Genomic DNA, 15160 nt, shown 5'->3' with positions numbered 1-15160 from the left:
CGCGGTGGCTGCGCGTGAATGTGGGGCCGAAACCCGTCTTTCTTCCGGTTCCCAAGCTCGTCCGGTGCTGGAACAATGCGGGCTGACTCGTTACCCGCAGGTGCCGGCGTGCAGATTCAGGGCTACTACGACCTCCAGTTCGAAGCGGTGAAGGACGCCTTCGCCGAACTGTTCGACAACCCCCAGGAGCGCGGTGCCGCGCTGTGTATCCAGATCGGCGGCGAGACGCTGGTGGACATCTGGGCCGGGACCGCCGACAAGGATGGCGCCGAAGCCTGGCACAGCGACACCATCCTCAATCTGTTCTCCTGCACCAAGACGCTTACCGCGGTCGCTGCGCTGCAACTGGTGGGCGAGGGCAAGCTCGAGCTGGACCGGCCGGTGGCGTACTACTGGCCGGAGTTCGCCGCTGCCGGCAAACAGCACGTCACCCTGCGCCACCTGCTCAGCCACGCCGCCGGCCTGCCGGCGTTGCACGCCCAGCTGCCTGGCGAGGCGCTCTACGACTGGAAGGCGATGACCGACGCCCTGGCCGCCGAGCAACCCTGGTGGACGCCGGGCGAAGCACACGGTTACGCGCCGATCACTTATGGCTGGCTGGTCGGCGAATTGCTGCGTCGCGTCGATGGCCGTGGTCCCGGCGAGTCCATCGTCAACCGGGTGGCCAGGCCGCTCGGCCTGGATCTTCACGTCGGCCTGGCAGACTCCGAGTTCCACCGGGTCGCGCACATGTCGCGGGCCAAGGGCAACCTGGGCGACGCCGCCGCGCAGCGCCTGCTCAAGTGCTTCATGAGCGAACCGAACGCCGTCAGCACGCGCGCCTTCACCAACCCGCCGTCGGTACTGACCAGCACCAACAAGCCCGAATGGCGGCGCATGGCACAGCCGGCGGCCAACGGCCACGGCAACGCGCGCTCGCTGGCGGGTTTCTACAGCGGCCTGCTGGATGGGCGTTTGCTGGAGCCCGAGCTGATCGGCGAGTTGACCCGCGAGCACCGTCGCGGCGAGGATCGCACGTTGCTCACCGCCACCCGGTTCGGCCTCGGCTGCATGCTCGACCAGCCCGACGTGGCCAATGCCACCTACGGTATGGGTCCCAAGGCGTTCGGCCATCCGGGTGCGGGCGGCAGCATGGGTTTCGCCGATCCGGAGCGCGACCTGAGCTTCGCCTTCGTCTGCAACAGCCTCGGCCCCTACGTGCTGATGGACCCGCGGGCGCAGCGCCTGGCCCGTGTGACGGCGGGGTGCCTGGAATAGCCGCTCGTCAGTTTCTCTACGGAAGCCTTTTCGAATTAATAAGTTGCGTCCAGAATTTAACTTGAAGTATGAGAGCGCGGCGCCGCTTCCTTATCTTGCGCCTATCGACCCGACCATCAACTTCCAGATTACGGAAACCATTTCATGAAGCTGTTCAAGACCACTACCTTGATTCTGTGCATGATCGTATCGGGCTGCAGCACGTTCAAAAGCGATGACGCCGGCGAAAAGAGCAGCTCGTGGTGGCCGTTCGGCAAGAAGGAAGCGGTGGCTGAACAGAAGAAGGTCGAGATGCCTGATCCTAAGATCACCCAGGCCTGGCTCGACACCTACGAGCCGCAGCTGCGTGAGACTCTCAAGGGCAGCAAGTTCGAAGTCGAGCGTCGTGAAAACCTGCTGGTGATCACCGCGCCGGTGGACTCTTCGTTCAACCCGGATCGCCCGGAAATGCTCCTCCCGGTCACCCTTGGCCCGGTGACCAAGGTCGCCAAGCTGGTGCAGGACGATTCCAAGACCGCCGTGCTGATCCTCGGCCATGCCGACAGCTCCGGCGCCCTCGACCTGAACCGCAAGCTCAGCCAGGATCGCGCCCGCGCCTTCGCTTCGATCTTCCGCCTCAGCGGCCTCAAGCAGGATCGCCTGAAGCAGCAGGGCGTAGGCTCCGACATGCCGCGCGCCGCCAACGACAGTGCCCAGGGCCGCTCGCTGAACCGCCGCGTGGAGATCATGCTCACGCCGCAGGACACCCTGACCGCGCTGCTCGCCCAGTACAGCCAGCCGGCCAAGGCCGAAGCCGGCGTCGAAGCCGCGCCGGGCGCGCCTTTGGCGAGCGGTCCGAAGATCGCCGCGGTGGGTAAGGTGGTTGCCGCAGATCAAGCCAAGTAAGGCTTGCCTGGCTAAGCTAGGACTCTTTTTCGTAAGGAGTGCAGCATGAACCAGAGCCTCGCCGATATGCGTCGCGACTACACCCGCGACGGGCTGAGCGAGCAGCAGGCGCCGGCCGAACCGCTGTCGCTGTTCCAGCAATGGTTCGCCGATGCGGTGAAGACCGAGCAGGCACCTGTCGAGCCCAACGCGATGACCTTCGCCACGGTCGACGCCGAGGGCCGTCCGCATTGCCGGATCCTGCTGCTCAAGGGGCTCGACGAGCGCGGCTTCACCTTCTTCACCAACTACCTCAGCGCCAAGGGCGAGCAGCTCGCCTCGCAACCCTTCGGCGCCATGACCTTCTTCTGGCCTTCTCTCGAACGCCAGGTGCGCATCGAGGGCCGCGTCGAGAAAGTCACCCCCGCCGAATCCGATGCCTATTACCAGGTGCGTCCGCTGGGCAGCCGCCTCGGAGCCTGGGCTTCGCCACAGAGCCAGGTCATCCGTGACCGCGAACAGCTCGCCGAGTTGCTGGCCAAGACCGAAGCGCGTTTCCAGGATCAGGAGCCCAGTTGCCCCGAGCACTGGGGCGGCTATCGCCTGCTGCCCGAGCGTATCGAGTTCTGGCAGGGCCGTTCCAGCCGCCTGCATGACCGGCTGAACTACCGCCTGGAGGACGGCGCCTGGGTACGCGAGCGGTTGGCGCCCTGATCCCCTGACACGCATTTCCCGCCTACACTAGCGGCCTCTTTCCAGAGGCCGTTTTTTCATGCTCGAACTCGATTCCACCCTGGCGCAACACATCGTCGACCGCGCGATGGCGATCCTGCCGCACAACATCAACGTGATGGACGCGCAGGGGATGATCATCGGCAGCGGCGATCGCGAGCGGCTGCATTCGCGTCACGAGGGCGCCCAACTGGTGCTGGCGAATCGACGCACCGTGGAGATCGACGCACAGGCCGCGGCCTGTCTGCGCGGCGTCAAGCCGGGAGTCAACCTGCCGCTACTGTACGCCGACCAACTGATCGGCGTGCTCGGCATCACCGGCGATCCCGAGGAGCTGCGGCCCTACGCGGCGCTGGTGCGGATGACCGCCGAGATGCTCGTCGAGCAACGCCAGTTGCAGGCTGAGCGGCACTGGCGCAGCGACCGCCTGGAAAACTGGCTGCGGCTGCTGCTCGACCGCCAGCAGCCGCTGGTGACGCTGCAATCCGAAGCGCAGCGCCTCGGCCTGCAACTCGGCTGGCCCATGCAGGCCTGGCTGCTGGAGCTTGATGGCGGCGACGATCTGCCGATCCGGCAAGGCGCGTTGCTGGCCGATCTCGGCGAGCGTGCCGAGGGCTTCTGCATCGCCCTGGCGGCTGGCGAGCTGCTCTGGTGCCGGCCGTGGCGCAGCGGGCGCGAGCCGGCGGCCTGGATGCGGCGCGCCGACCCGCGTGGCTGGGGGCTGGCACGCCTGATGGTCAGCGGGCCGCTGGCGACACTCGCCGACTTGCGCGAAGCCGGTATCGCGCTGCGCGACCTGCAAGGCTATGCGCGGGCACGGCATCCGGCGCAGCGCCTGCTCGACCTCGACCAGCTGCGCCTGCCGGTGTTCCTCTACAGCCAGCGCGGCAACTGGTTACTCGACGGCTGGCTGGAGCCGCTGCGCAAACTGTTGGCGGAGGACACCAGCGGCACGCTGCAGGCCACCCTGGACGCCTGGTGCGCTTGCCTGGGGCAGGTGCAGGTCTGCGCCGACCGCCTGGGCATCCACCGCAACACCCTGCGCTACCGGCTCGAGCGGATCGCCACCATCAGCGGGCTGGACCCGCTTCGACTGGACCAGCGCCTGTACCTCTCGCTGGGGATGGGGCTGGTCTAACCCTGTTGGCTGGTTGTGCAGATGACCCTCATATCGCTCGTTCGTAGCCGGTATATTGTGCGGACGACCAAGGCGCGCAGAGCGCCGCATCGGTGAGAATGGAGGCTTGCCGTCTTCGGTGCCCGCCAGCAGCGCGGCGCATCACGGCATGGCAGGGGATATCCCCACTCCATAACAAAAAAATCTGAGGAAAATGGTCATGGGACTCGTCCTGATCCTGGTGGCACTGATCGTGTTCATCGTGCTTGCCACCACCCGATTCAAGCTGCACCCTTTTCTCGCTCTGCTCGGCGCCGCGTTGATCGCCGGTTTCGCCTACCAGCTCCCCACCGGTGACATCGTCAAGACCATAACCACCGGTTTTGGCAGCATCCTCGGCTACATCGGCATCGTCATCGTACTGGGTACCATCATCGGCGTGATCCTCGAGCGCAGCGGCGCGGCCATCACCATGGCCGAATCGGTGATCAAGCTGCTCGGCGAGCGCTTTCCTACCCTCACCGTGTCGATCATCGGATACCTGGTATCGATCCCCGTGTTCTGCGACTCCGGCTACGTCATCCTCAACTCGCTGAAGAACGCTCTGGCCGCACGCATGAAGGTCTCGGTGGTGTCGATGAGCGTGGCGCTGGCAACCGGTCTCTACGCGACGCACACCTTCGTGCCGCCGACCCCGGGGCCGATCGCCGCCGCCGGCAACCTCGGTCTGGAAGGTTCGCTGGGCCTGGTGATCGGCGTCGGCCTGCTGGTCGCGCTGGTCACCGCGCTGGCCGGGATGCTCTGGGCCAACCTCTATCTGCATGCCGACGACAAGCGACTGCTGGACGAAGCGCCGAGCGAACTGCCCGACGACGGCGTCGATTTCGAACAGCTGAAGGCCCGCTACGGCACGCTGCCCAGCGCCTGGCAGGCGTTCGCGCCGATCTTCGTGCCGATCGCGCTGATCTGCCTGGGCTCGGTCGCGGCCTTCCCCAGCAAGCCGCTCGGCGACGGCCTGCTGTACAACGTGCTGAATTTCGTCGGTCTGCCGGTGATCGCCCTGCTGGTCGGCCTGGCACTTGCCTGCAGCCTGCTCAAGGGCGACGGCAAGCGCCAGCAGTTCCATGACTTCGTCGCCGAGGGCATAGTCTCGGCCGCGCCGATCCTGCTGATCACCGGTGCCGGTGGCGCGTTCGGCGCGATCCTCAAGGTCACCCCGCTGGCCACCTACCTGGGTGAGACTCTGTCGACCCTGGGCATCGGCCTGTTCATGCCCTTCGTGGTCGCGGCGGCGCTGAAATCGGCGCAGGGTTCCACTACGGTGGCGCTGGTCACCACCTCGGCGATGATGACGCCGCTGCTCGGCAACCTCGGCCTGGACAGCGAAATGGGCCGCGTCCTCACCGTCATGGCCATCGGCGCCGGGTCGATGACCGTGTCGCACGCCAACGACAGCTTCTTCTGGGTGGTTTCCCAGTTCAGCCGGATGAAAGTCAGCACCGCCTACCGCGCCGTCACCATGGCTACGCTGGTACAGGGTGTCACCGGTATCATCACTGTCTGGCTGCTCAGCCTGATCCTGCTCTGACCCCCGCGTTTTCCTTCGAACCGTAATAACCGGGCCACCTGCGGGTGGTGGCCCGGCCGCGAGGTACCCCATGAAAATCGTCATCGCTCCCGATTCGTTCAAGGAAAGCCTCAGCGCCGACGCCGTCGCTGCGGCCATCGCCAGAGGTTGGCTGCAGGTCTATGCGGACGCCGAGATCGTCACCAAACCGATGGCCGACGGTGGCGAGGGCACGGTGGACGCCCTGCTGGCCGCTACCGGTGGCGAGCGCCGCGAGTCGCTCGTGCGTGGCCCGCTCGGCGAGGCGGTGAGCGCGCACTGGGGCTGGCTCGAGGACGACACCGCGGTGATCGAGATGGCGTCGGCCAGTGGCCTGCATCTGCTGGCGCCGGCTCAACGCGATGCGCGGATCACCTCGAGTTTCGGCACCGGGGAACTGATTCGCGCAGCGCTCGACGCGGGTGCCAGGCGGATCATCCTCGGCCTGGGCGGCAGCGCCACCAACGATGGCGGCAGCGGCTTGCTGCGCGCCCTGGGTGTGCGTTTCCTCGATGCCGAAGGGCACGAACTGGAGGAGGGCGGCGCCGCCCTGGCCAGGCTCGACCGGATTTATCTCGACGGTCTGGACGCACGCCTTGCGCAGGTGCAGGTGGAAGTCGCCGCCGACGTCGACAACCCGCTGTGCGGGCCGCGGGGCGCCTCGGCGGTGTTCGGTCCGCAAAAGGGCGCCACGGCGCAGCACGTCCAGGAACTGGACGCCGCCCTGCGGCGCTTTGGCGCGGTGGCCGCGCGGGCGCTGGGCGAGGATCACGCCGAGTCTCCCGGTGTCGGTGCGGCGGGTGGCCTGGGTTTCGCGGCTCGGGCGTTCCTGGCGGCGCGTTTTCGTCCGGGGGTCGAGGTCGTCGCCGAACTCATCGGCCTGGCCGAGGCCATGCAGGGCGCCGATCTGGTGATCACCGGCGAGGGTCGGCTGGATGCGCAGAGCCTGCACGGCAAGACCCCCATGGGCGTGGCCAGGGTCGCGAAGGCGGCGGGCGTGCCGGTGGTGGCGATAGCCGGCAGTCTCGGTGACGGCTATCAGAAACTCTACGAGGTGGGCATCGATGCCGCGTTCAGCCTGGTGCCGGGGCCGATGCCGCTGGAGCAGGCTATGGCCGAGGCGGCGGTGCAGTTGCGCGCGCGCGCGGCGGACGTCGCCCGACTCTGGCGACTGGCTCAGTCGCGACGGTAGTCGTCGGCGGCCCGCTGCAGCCACTGCGGCAGGTCGCGGCGCTTGATCCCTTCGCCGCGTGCCTGTTGCAGGCGTTGCAGCATGTAGTCGCGCTTGTCCTTGTCGTCTCCGCCGAGGGACAGCGCCAGGTCGCGATCGGTCCAGCGGCGGATGCGCACATAGAGCCACCAGTGGAAGTAAAGGCCGGCCAGCGTAACCACCGCGATGATGAAGTAATCCATGACGTCGTCTCGGGTAAAAGCCGGCCAGACTAGCGGATGAGGCCCACCTGGCAAAGGTCGTCAGTGTCGCGGCGGCCACCGCCCGCGCTGTCGCGCAAAACCGAAAAAACGTAGAATCGTGGGCACTCGCCGTGACATGTGGAGCGGCGAGCGGTCTACAAGACCATGTCCTTTTGGAGATTTGTCATGTTCAAGCCTGCCCTGATCGCTTCGTTCACCGCCATGAGCCTGGCTCTGGGCGGTTGTACTTCCAGCCTGACTGGCGACACCTATTCCCGCGACGAAGCGCGCGTCGTGCAGACCGTGCGCATGGGCAGCATCGAAGCCCTGCGTCCGGTGAAGATCGAAGGCACCAAGACCCCGATCGGCGCTGGTGCCGGCGCGGTCGTCGGTGGTGTCGCCGGTAGCGGCGTCGGTGGTGGTCGCGGCAGCTTGGTCGCGGCGGTGATCGGTGCGGTGGCGGGCGGCCTGCTCGGCTCCGCGGCGGAAGAGGGACTCACCAAGACCCAGGGCGTCGAGATCACCGTGCGTGAAGACGACGGCAGCATGCGTGCCTACGTCCAGGAGGTCGAGCCGAACCAGGTGTTCCGCGTTGGCCAGCGCGTGCGCATCCTCACCGTGGACGGTACCAGCCGCGTCAGCCCCTGATTTTCCCTCCTCATTCGCCGCCCGCCCAGGCCTCGCCTGCCGGCCGGGCGGCGTTTTCCTCGCTCCGTTCTCCTCTTTCCCTTCCCTCGGCGAATTCGCCGGAATCAAATCGAGCTTATGCAGCCTAACCTCGGCGCGTATCGGCTTTTCGCGGGGCCGGCGGTGGCGCGTTCAGTTTTAGTAATACTTATATCCATGACGCTGGATCGATAGTTACGGATAATCGAAGGCCACCCGCGCGACTGGAACAAAGGACCCGCTCATGGTGCTAGCGCTGATCATCGCCTTGCCGTTCATTGGCGTACTGCTGAGTGCGTTCGTGGGCCGCGGTGGGCGACCGGTCAGTGCCCTCGGCGCCGCCGTCGCTCCCTTCGTCGCGCTGGCCTTGCTGCTGGCGCAGTACCCTGCTGTGTTCGCCGGCGAGCACCTCGTCTACCGGCTGGAATGGATGCCGGCGCTGGGCCTGGACCTCAGCCTGCGCCTCGACGGCCTGGGCTTTCTCTTCGCGCTGCTGATCCTCGGCATCGGCCTGCTGGTGATCCTCTACGCCCGCTACTACCTGGCGAGAAGCGAGCCCATGGGGCGTTTCTTCGCCTTCCTGTTGCTGTTCATGGGTGCCATGCTCGGTGTAGTGCTGGCCGACAACCTCCTGCTGATGCTGCTGTTCTGGGAGCTGACCAGCCTTTCGTCGTTCCTTCTGATCGGCTTCTGGAGCGGCTCCGGCGAGGCGCGTAAAGGTGCCCGCATGGCGCTGACGGTGACCGGTTTCGGCGGCCTGGCGCTGCTCGCCGGCATTCTGCTGATCGGGCAGATCGTCGGCAGCTTCGAGCTGCCCGATGTGCTCGCGGCGGGTGACCGGATTCGCGCCCACGCGCTCTATCCCGTGGCGTTGATCCTGGTGCTGCTCGGCGCGTTCACCAAGTCAGCGCAGTTCCCGTTCCATTTCTGGCTGCCGCAGGCGATGGCTGCGCCGACGCCCGTCTCCGCGTACCTGCACTCGGCGACCATGGTCAAGGCCGGCGTGTTCCTGCTTGCGCGTCTGTATCCGGCGCTGTCGGGGACCGACTGGTGGTTCTACCTGGTCGGCCTGACCGGCATGGCGACGCTGTTGTTCGGTTCGGTGATGGCGCTGTTCCAGCACGACCTCAAGGGCCTGCTGGCCTATTCGACGATCAGCCACCTCGGCCTGATCACCCTGCTGTTCGGGCTCGACAGCGACCTGTCCAACGTCGCCGCGATCTTCCACATCATCAACCACGCCACCTTCAAGGCGTCGCTGTTCATGGCCGCGGGAATCATCGACCACGAGACCGGCAGTCGCGACCTGCGCCGCCTGGCCGGCCTCTGGAGGTTCATGCCGCACACCGCCGTGCTGGCAATGGTGGCCTGCCTGGCGATGGCCGGGGTGCCGCTGCTCAACGGCTTCCTCAGCAAGGAAATGTTCTTCAGTCAGACCCTCGGGCAGAACCTGCTGGGCGGTTTCAACTGGGTGATTCCCATCGCGGCGACGCTGGCCGGGGTGTTCTCGGTGGCCTATTCGCTGCGCTTCATCCACGACGTGTTCTTCAACGGCGCGCCGCGCGACCTGCCGATCTACCCGCCGCACGAGCCACCGCGCTTCATGAAGATTCCGGTGGAGGTGCTGGTGCTGCTGTGCCTGCTGGTGGGCATGCTGCCCGGCTACACCGTGGCGCCCCTGCTGGCCGCGGCGGCCGCCTCCAGCCTCGGCGGCGAACTGCCCGGGTACAGCCTGGCAATCTGGCACGGCTTCAACCTGCCGCTGGCGATGAGCGTCGTCGCGCTGGCGGGCGGAGTGGCGGTCTACGTCTTCCGGCGACCCTTGTACCGCTGGTACGACGGGCTGCCGGCGATCGATTCGAAAGCCGTGTTCGAGGGGCTGGTACAGGCCGGTGTGAGGACGGCCCGACGCCTCGCGGAATGGCTGGAGAACGGCTCGCTGCAGCGCTACCTGGCACTGATGCTGGGTAGTGCGTTGCTCTGCGTGGCGGTCGCGCTGGGGCCGCTGCATGCGCTGGAAGGCGGCGAGCGCCTGTCGCCACTGGACCCGATCAGCGTGCTCGGCCTGGGCATCCTGATGCTCAGCGGGCTGCTTACCGTCGGCTTCCATCGCCGCCGGCTGCCAGCGCTGATGATCCTCAGCGTCGCCGGCCTGCTGGTGACCCTGACCTTTGCCCGCTACTCGGCGCCGGACCTGGCCCTGACCCAGCTCAGCGTCGAGCTGGTGACGCTGATCCTGCTGGTGCTGGCCCTGTTCTTCATGCCCGATCGCACGCCGGCCGAATCCAGCAGCCTGCGCGCCTTCCGCGACCTGATCCTGGCCAGCGGCAGCGGCATTCTCGTGGCGCTGCTGGCGTTCGCGGTGATGACCCGCCCCTACGACGGCATCGCCTCGTTCTTCCTGGAGAACGCGTTGACCGGCGGGGGCGGCAGCAACGTGGTCAACGTGATCCTGGTGGACTTCCGCGGCTTCGACACGATGGGCGAAATCTGCGTGCTGGCGATCGCCGCGGTGGGCGTCTACGGCCTGCTGCGCGGCCTGCACCTGCCGCATCCGCTGCACGATCGCAACGGCCGGCGCTGGTCGACCGACAGCCACCCGATGATCCTCGACAGCCTGTCGCGGGTGATGCTGCCGCTGGCGCTGCTGGTCTCGGCGTACATCTTCCTGCGCGGCCACAACCAGCCGGGGGGCGGTTTCATCGCCGGGCTGATCACTGCGGTCGCACTGATCCTGCAGTACATCGCCCACGGCGTCGGCTGGACCCAGCAGCGGCTGCCGTGGAGCCTGCATGCGCTGGCCGGCAGCGGAATCCTCATCGCCGGCCTCTGCGGCGTCGGCAGCTGGGCGTTCGGTCACGAATTCCTCACCAGCGCGTTCGGCCACTTCGAAATCCCGTTGATCGGCGAGGTGGAGTTGGCCAGCGCGCTGTTCTTCGACCTCGGCGTGTACCTCACGGTGCTCGGCGCCACCCTGCTGATCCTGTCCAACATCGGCCACGTCAGCCAGGACGAAAGCAGCCAGGAGGTGCTCTGATGGAAGCCCTGTTCGCCGTCACCCTTGGCGTGCTCACCGCCTGCGGCGTCTACCTGTTGCTGCGCGCGCGGGTATTCCCGGTGGTGATGGGCCTGACCCTGATTTCCTACGCGGTGAACCTCTTCCTGTTCGGCATGGGCCGCTTGAAGAGCGGCATGCCGGCGGTGCTCGGCAAGACCGGCGAGTACGCCGACCCGGTGCCCCAGGCCCTGGTGCTGACCGCCATCGTCATCGGTTTCGCCATGACCGCTTTCGTCGTGGTGCTGTCGCTGCGCGCGCTCGGCGAGGTGAAGTCCGATCACGTGGATGGCGAGGAGCCGCGCGAATGAAGCATGCGCTGATCCTGCCGATCCTCCTGCCCATGTTCGTCGGCGCGCTGTTGCTGGCCGCCGCGCGGATGCCGCTGGGCCTGCGCCGCGGCGTGTCGCTGGGCGCCACCTGGCTGCTGCTGCCGCTGAGCATCCTGTTGCTGGCGCAGGCCAGCGACGGCCAGCTGCGCCTGTATGCGCTGGGCGGCTGGCAGCCGCCGTTCGGCATCGTCCTGCTGCTCGACCGGCTGAGCGCGCTGATGCTGGTGGTAACTGCGGTGCTGGCCGGCTTCGTCGCGCTCTACGCCTGCCGCGGCGACGACGAGCGGGGCAGCGACTTCCACGCGCTGCTGCAGTTCCAGCTGATGGGCATCAACGGCGCCTTCCTGACCGGCGATCTGTTCAACCTGTTCGTCTTCTTCGAGATCCTGCTGATCGCCTCCTACTGCCTGTTGCTGCACGGCGGCGGCGCGCAGCGGGTGCGGGCGGGCATGCATTACGTGCTGCTCAACCTGCTCGGCTCATCGTTCTTCCTGCTCGGTGTCGGCACCCTCTACGGTCTCACAGGCACCCTGAACATGGCCGACCTGGCGCTGCGCATCGGCCAGGCCGGTGCCAGCGAAACCCCGTTGCTGGCCGCGGCCGGCTTCCTCCTGCTGGTGGTGTTCGCCCTGAAGGCGGCGGTCCTGCCGCTGTACTTCTGGCTGCCGCGTGCCTATGCCAGCGCCACCGCGCCGGTGGCGGCGCTGTTCGCGATCATGACCAAGGTCGGGCTCTACGCGATCCTGCGGGTGTTCACCCTGCTTTATGGGAGCGAGGCCGGCGAACTGGCCAACCTGGCGCGCGACTGGTTGTGGCCGCTGGCGCTGCTCACTGTGATCGGTGGGGCACTCGGTGCGCTGGGTGCGCGCACGCTGCAGATGCTGCTGGGTTACCTGATGATCCTCTCGGTCGGCACCTTGCTGGCCGGCATCGCGCTGGGCTCGCCGGCGTCCATCGCCGCGCTGCTGTACTACCTGATTCACAGCACCTGGATTTCCGCCGGGCTGTTCCTGCTCGCCGACCTCATCGCCCGCCAGCGTGGCGAGCAGGCCGGCGCGCTGACGGCCGGGCCGGCGCTGCAGCAGCCGTTGCTGCTCGGCGGGTTGTTCTTCGTCGGCGCCATCGCCATCGCCGGGCTGCCGCCGTTCTCCGGGTTCATCGGCAAATTGCTGCTGTTGCGCGCGGCGCCGATGGGTTACCCGGCGCTGCTGCTGTGGACGGTGCTGCTGACGGGAGGGCTCTGCGCGCTGGTGGCGCTGAGCCGGGCCGGCAGTACGCTGTTCTGGCGCGCAAGCGGGCAGCCGTCGGCGATGGTCGAGCACGACCCGCTGCGCCTGATCGCCAGCAGCGGGCTGCTGCTCGGCGCGCCGCTGTTGGTGCTGGCTGGCGGGCCGCTGCAGGCTTATTTGCAGGCGACGGCGGAACAGCTGCTGGACCTGGCGCCCTACCTGCGGATCGTCGGAGGTGGCGCATGAAGCGGTTGTTACCGCAGCCGGGCCTGAGCCTGCTGCTGATCGTCATGTGGCTGTTGCTGACCAACAGCCTGGATCTTGGCCAGCTCCTCCTGGGCGGCCTGCTTGGCGTCGCCATCCCGCTGCTCTGCCGGCCTTTCCTGCTCGAGATGCCACACCTGCGCAAACCGGCGAAGCTGGTGGGTTTCACCCTGCTGGTGTTCTACGACATCGTCATCGCCAACCTGCATGTGGCGCGGCTGGTGCTCGGCCGGCGCGAGCGGTTGCGCCCGGCCTTCGTCGAGGTGCCCATCGCGATTCGCGACGAGTTCGTCCTCGCCGTGCTCTCCAGCGTGCTGTCGCTGACGCCGGGCACCGTGTCCGCCGGCCTCAGTCCCGATCACACCCGGCTGTTGCTGCATGTGCTCGATCTCGAGGATGCCGACGACCTGGTGGCGCAGGTGAAGAGCCGCTACGAAGCCCCGTTGCTGGAGATATTCGAATGTTCGCCTACGTGATTCCGCTGTGCCTGGCGATGCAAGCGCTCGCCGTGGTGCTCAACCTGCTGCGCCTGATCGAGGGCCCGGACATGCCGGATCGCGTGCTGGCGCTGGATACACTGTCGATCAACGCGCTGGCGCTGATCGTCCTGCTCGGCATCTGGCTGCGCAGCGGCACCTTCTTCGAGGTCGCGCTGCTCATCGCGGTGATGGGTTTCGTCACCACCGTGGCGCTGGGCAAGCACCTGCTGCATGGCGACATCATCGATTGACGGGGCGGACGAGGTCCCTATGACCTTGCGGGAGACGACATGAACATCTGGATCGAAATCGCGGTATCGGCGCTGTTGCTGCTCGGCTGCAGCTTCGCCCTGATCGGCGCCATCGGCCTGTACCGGCTGCCGGACTTCTTCACCCGCCTGCACGGGCCGACCAAGGCGACGACGCTGGGCGTGGGTAGCCTGATCATCGCCTCGATGCTGTTCTTCGCCGGCAGCGAGCACCGGCTCAGCCTGCAAGAGCTGTTGCTGGCGATCTTCCTGTTCATCACCGCACCGGTCAGCGCGCACATGCTGGCGCGGGCGGCGCTGCAGCAGAAGGTCAGGCTGGTCGAGCGCACCCGCGGCCAGCCCGGGGAAGACTGACAGGCGCACAGTTTTGCTGGCTCGCTGTGCCTGTGCCCGCCAAACCGCCGCCGTTAGACTGACGGCCTTTTTTCACGGGAGCAGGTTATGGCGGGGCAGGGAAAGGGAGTGGCGGTGGGTTGCCTGATTCTGGCGACCGCGCTCTGGGCCAGTGCCTTCATCGGCCTGAAGATCGCCTTCGCCGAGCTGCCGCCGCTGTGGGTGATCTTCGGCCGCATGGCGCTCGGCAGCCTGGTGTTCCTGCTCGCCTGGCGCTGGCGCGGCAAGATGCGCTACCAGACCGGCGACTGGAAGTATCTGCTCGGCCTGGCCGTCTGCGAGCCGTGCCTGTACTTCATCTTCGAGTCCATCGCCCTGCAGCACACCAGCGCGGCCCAGGCCGGGATGGTCACCGCGCTGCTGCCGTTGCTGGTGGCGATCGGTGCGTTTTTCTTCCTGCGCGAGAAGATCAGCCGCAGCATGTGGGCGGGCTTCTTCGTCGCCATGCTCGGCGCGGTTTGGCTGAGCCTGGCCGGCGAGTCCGACGAGCACGCCAGCGCGCCCCTGCTGGGCAACGTCTTCGAGTTCCTCGCCATGCTCAGCGCCGCCGGCTACACGCTGCTGGTCAAGCACCTGGCCGAGCGTTACTCGCCGTTCCTGCTCACCGCGCTGCAGGCGTTCATTGGCGCGCTGTTCTTCCTGCCGCTGGCGGCCTGGCACGAGCCCTGGCCAAGCCACTTCAGCGCCACCGGACTGGCCGCGGTGGCTTACCTCGGAATCGTCGTCACGGTCGGTGCCTACGGTCTGTTCAATTTCGGCGTCAGCCGGCTGCCGGCCGCGCAGGCGTCGGGCTTCACCAACCTGATCCCGGTGTTCACGCTGATCTTCGCCGTGCTGCTGCTCGGCGAGCGGCTCAATGCGATCCAGATGGTCGCGGTGGTGTTGGTGTTCGCCGGTGTCGCCCTCAGCCAGTGGCGCAACACGCCGCCGACGCCGAGCGGCATCCTCGACTGAGCCCTGCGGCAGGAGACCACCATGAACCCACGCCTCGAAAACGCCACACCCGCCGACGCGGAACGGCTGCTGGCGTTTCTCTTCGAGCACGCGCGAAACCCCTGGAACTACCTGCCCGAGCGGCCGCTGCGCGAGCACTTCGCCGGGCTGGTGGAGGGCAAGGTGGAAGCGCTGATGGCGTGGGTCGACGGCGAGCTGGCCGGCTTCGTGAGCTTCCAGACCTCGCGCTACTTCGCCCGCTACCAGCCCGCTGAGTCGCGCGACCGCCCTCACGGCTACATCAGCGAAGCCGCCGTGCATCCGGGATTTGCGGGGAAAGGCCTGGGTTCGCTGTTGCTGGGCGCAGCGCTGCGCCGGCTGGAGAGCCAGGGCGTCGATGCGGTGTACATCGATCGCCACGAGGAGAACGCCGCCTCGGCGGGAATGATGCGCAAGGCCGGTTTCGTCGAGGTGGACACCTACGCCGATCCCGACCGCCGCCCCGAGGGTTCGGGGCGGACGACCGTCTGCGTGTATCGGTTGGCGTAGCG

Annotated in this window: 16 protein-coding genes; 15 read left to right on the top strand and 1 reads right to left on the bottom strand. The window is 67.1% G+C overall.

The window, feature by feature from the left end:
* The first annotated feature begins 108 nt into the window (after positions 1 to 108).
* The 6 genes from QMX85_RS08125 to QMX85_RS08100 all read left to right on the top strand — a co-directional run bounded on the left by QMX85_RS08125 (position 109) and on the right by QMX85_RS08100 (position 6768).
* A complete protein-coding gene (locus QMX85_RS08125; protein ID WP_282339696.1) occupies positions 109 to 1257 on the top strand; it encodes a serine hydrolase domain-containing protein in 1149 nt (382 codons plus the stop codon).
* Positions 1258 to 1401: 144 nt separating this feature from the next.
* A complete protein-coding gene (locus QMX85_RS08120; protein ID WP_273231864.1) occupies positions 1402 to 2142 on the top strand; it encodes an OmpA family protein in 741 nt (246 codons plus the stop codon).
* A 45-nt stretch (positions 2143 to 2187) separates the two neighbouring features.
* Complete coding sequence (gene pdxH, locus QMX85_RS08115) at positions 2188 to 2835, top strand: pyridoxamine 5'-phosphate oxidase (RefSeq protein WP_282339693.1); 648 nt, start codon at positions 2188 to 2190, stop codon at positions 2833 to 2835.
* A gap of 58 nt (positions 2836 to 2893) precedes the next feature.
* Positions 2894 to 3991, top strand: a complete 1098-nt coding sequence (locus QMX85_RS08110; RefSeq protein ID WP_282339691.1) for a sugar diacid recognition domain-containing protein — start codon at positions 2894 to 2896, stop codon at positions 3989 to 3991.
* Positions 3992 to 4190: 199 nt separating this feature from the next.
* The gene (locus QMX85_RS08105; RefSeq protein WP_282339689.1) at positions 4191 to 5558 is read left to right on the top strand and encodes a GntP family permease; all 1368 of its coding nucleotides are present in this window, start codon (positions 4191 to 4193) and stop codon (positions 5556 to 5558) included.
* Between the two features lie 70 nt (positions 5559 to 5628).
* Positions 5629 to 6768: a glycerate kinase gene (locus QMX85_RS08100; RefSeq protein WP_282339687.1), complete on the top strand. Its 1140-nt coding sequence runs from the start codon at positions 5629 to 5631 to the stop codon at positions 6766 to 6768.
* Here QMX85_RS08100 and QMX85_RS08095 read toward each other — a convergent pair.
* Complete coding sequence (locus tag QMX85_RS08095; RefSeq protein WP_282339686.1) at positions 6753 to 6989, bottom strand: hypothetical protein; 237 nt, start codon at positions 6987 to 6989, stop codon at positions 6753 to 6755. The two genes, QMX85_RS08100 and QMX85_RS08095, sit on opposite strands and share 16 nt — an antisense overlap.
* A gap of 186 nt (positions 6990 to 7175) precedes the next feature.
* On the opposite strand from QMX85_RS08095, the gene QMX85_RS08090 reads away from it, so the two are divergent.
* The 9 genes from QMX85_RS08090 (at position 7176) to QMX85_RS08050 (ending at position 15158) form a co-directional block, all read left to right on the top strand.
* The gene (locus QMX85_RS08090) at positions 7176 to 7637 is read left to right on the top strand and encodes a glycine zipper 2TM domain-containing protein (protein ID WP_273231877.1); all 462 of its coding nucleotides are present in this window, start codon (positions 7176 to 7178) and stop codon (positions 7635 to 7637) included.
* A 262-nt stretch (positions 7638 to 7899) separates the two neighbouring features.
* Positions 7900 to 10692, top strand: coding sequence for a monovalent cation/H+ antiporter subunit A (locus tag QMX85_RS08085; protein WP_282339681.1), 2793 nt, complete (start codon positions 7900 to 7902; stop codon positions 10690 to 10692).
* Entirely contained in the window at positions 10692 to 11021 is a 330-nt protein-coding gene (locus QMX85_RS08080; protein WP_282339679.1) for a Na+/H+ antiporter subunit C, read from the top strand. Before QMX85_RS08085 ends, QMX85_RS08080 begins: the two co-directional genes overlap by 1 nt.
* On the top strand, positions 11018 to 12517 hold the full coding sequence (locus QMX85_RS08075; RefSeq protein ID WP_282339677.1) for a monovalent cation/H+ antiporter subunit D: 1500 nt from the start codon (positions 11018 to 11020) through the stop codon (positions 12515 to 12517). Before QMX85_RS08080 ends, QMX85_RS08075 begins: the two co-directional genes overlap by 4 nt.
* Positions 12514 to 13011: a Na+/H+ antiporter subunit E gene (locus tag QMX85_RS08070; protein WP_282339675.1), complete on the top strand. Its 498-nt coding sequence runs from the start codon at positions 12514 to 12516 to the stop codon at positions 13009 to 13011. Before QMX85_RS08075 ends, QMX85_RS08070 begins: the two co-directional genes overlap by 4 nt.
* A complete protein-coding gene (locus QMX85_RS08065) occupies positions 12996 to 13265 on the top strand; it encodes a K+/H+ antiporter subunit F (RefSeq protein WP_282339673.1) in 270 nt (89 codons plus the stop codon). Before QMX85_RS08070 ends, QMX85_RS08065 begins: the two co-directional genes overlap by 16 nt.
* Positions 13266 to 13304: 39 nt before the next feature.
* A complete protein-coding gene (locus tag QMX85_RS08060; protein WP_282339671.1) occupies positions 13305 to 13637 on the top strand; it encodes a Na+/H+ antiporter subunit G in 333 nt (110 codons plus the stop codon).
* 87 nt (positions 13638 to 13724) lie between these two features.
* Positions 13725 to 14630 carry a DMT family transporter gene (locus QMX85_RS08055; protein ID WP_282339670.1) on the top strand — a complete coding sequence of 302 codons (906 nt, stop codon included), beginning with the start codon at positions 13725 to 13727 and terminating at the stop codon, positions 14628 to 14630.
* 21 nt (positions 14631 to 14651) lie between these two features.
* A complete protein-coding gene (locus QMX85_RS08050; RefSeq protein ID WP_282339668.1) occupies positions 14652 to 15158 on the top strand; it encodes a GNAT family N-acetyltransferase in 507 nt (168 codons plus the stop codon).
* Positions 15159 to 15160 lie beyond the last annotated feature (2 nt).

It is taken from the genome of Pseudomonas sp. PS02288 (assembly GCF_029959715.1).
In the GTDB taxonomy this organism is placed as follows: Bacteria; Pseudomonadota; Gammaproteobacteria; order Pseudomonadales; family Pseudomonadaceae; genus Pseudomonas_O; species Pseudomonas_O kuykendallii.
The sequence above is the reverse complement of the archived record's forward strand: the minus strand, read 5'-3'. Positions and strand labels throughout refer to the sequence as shown.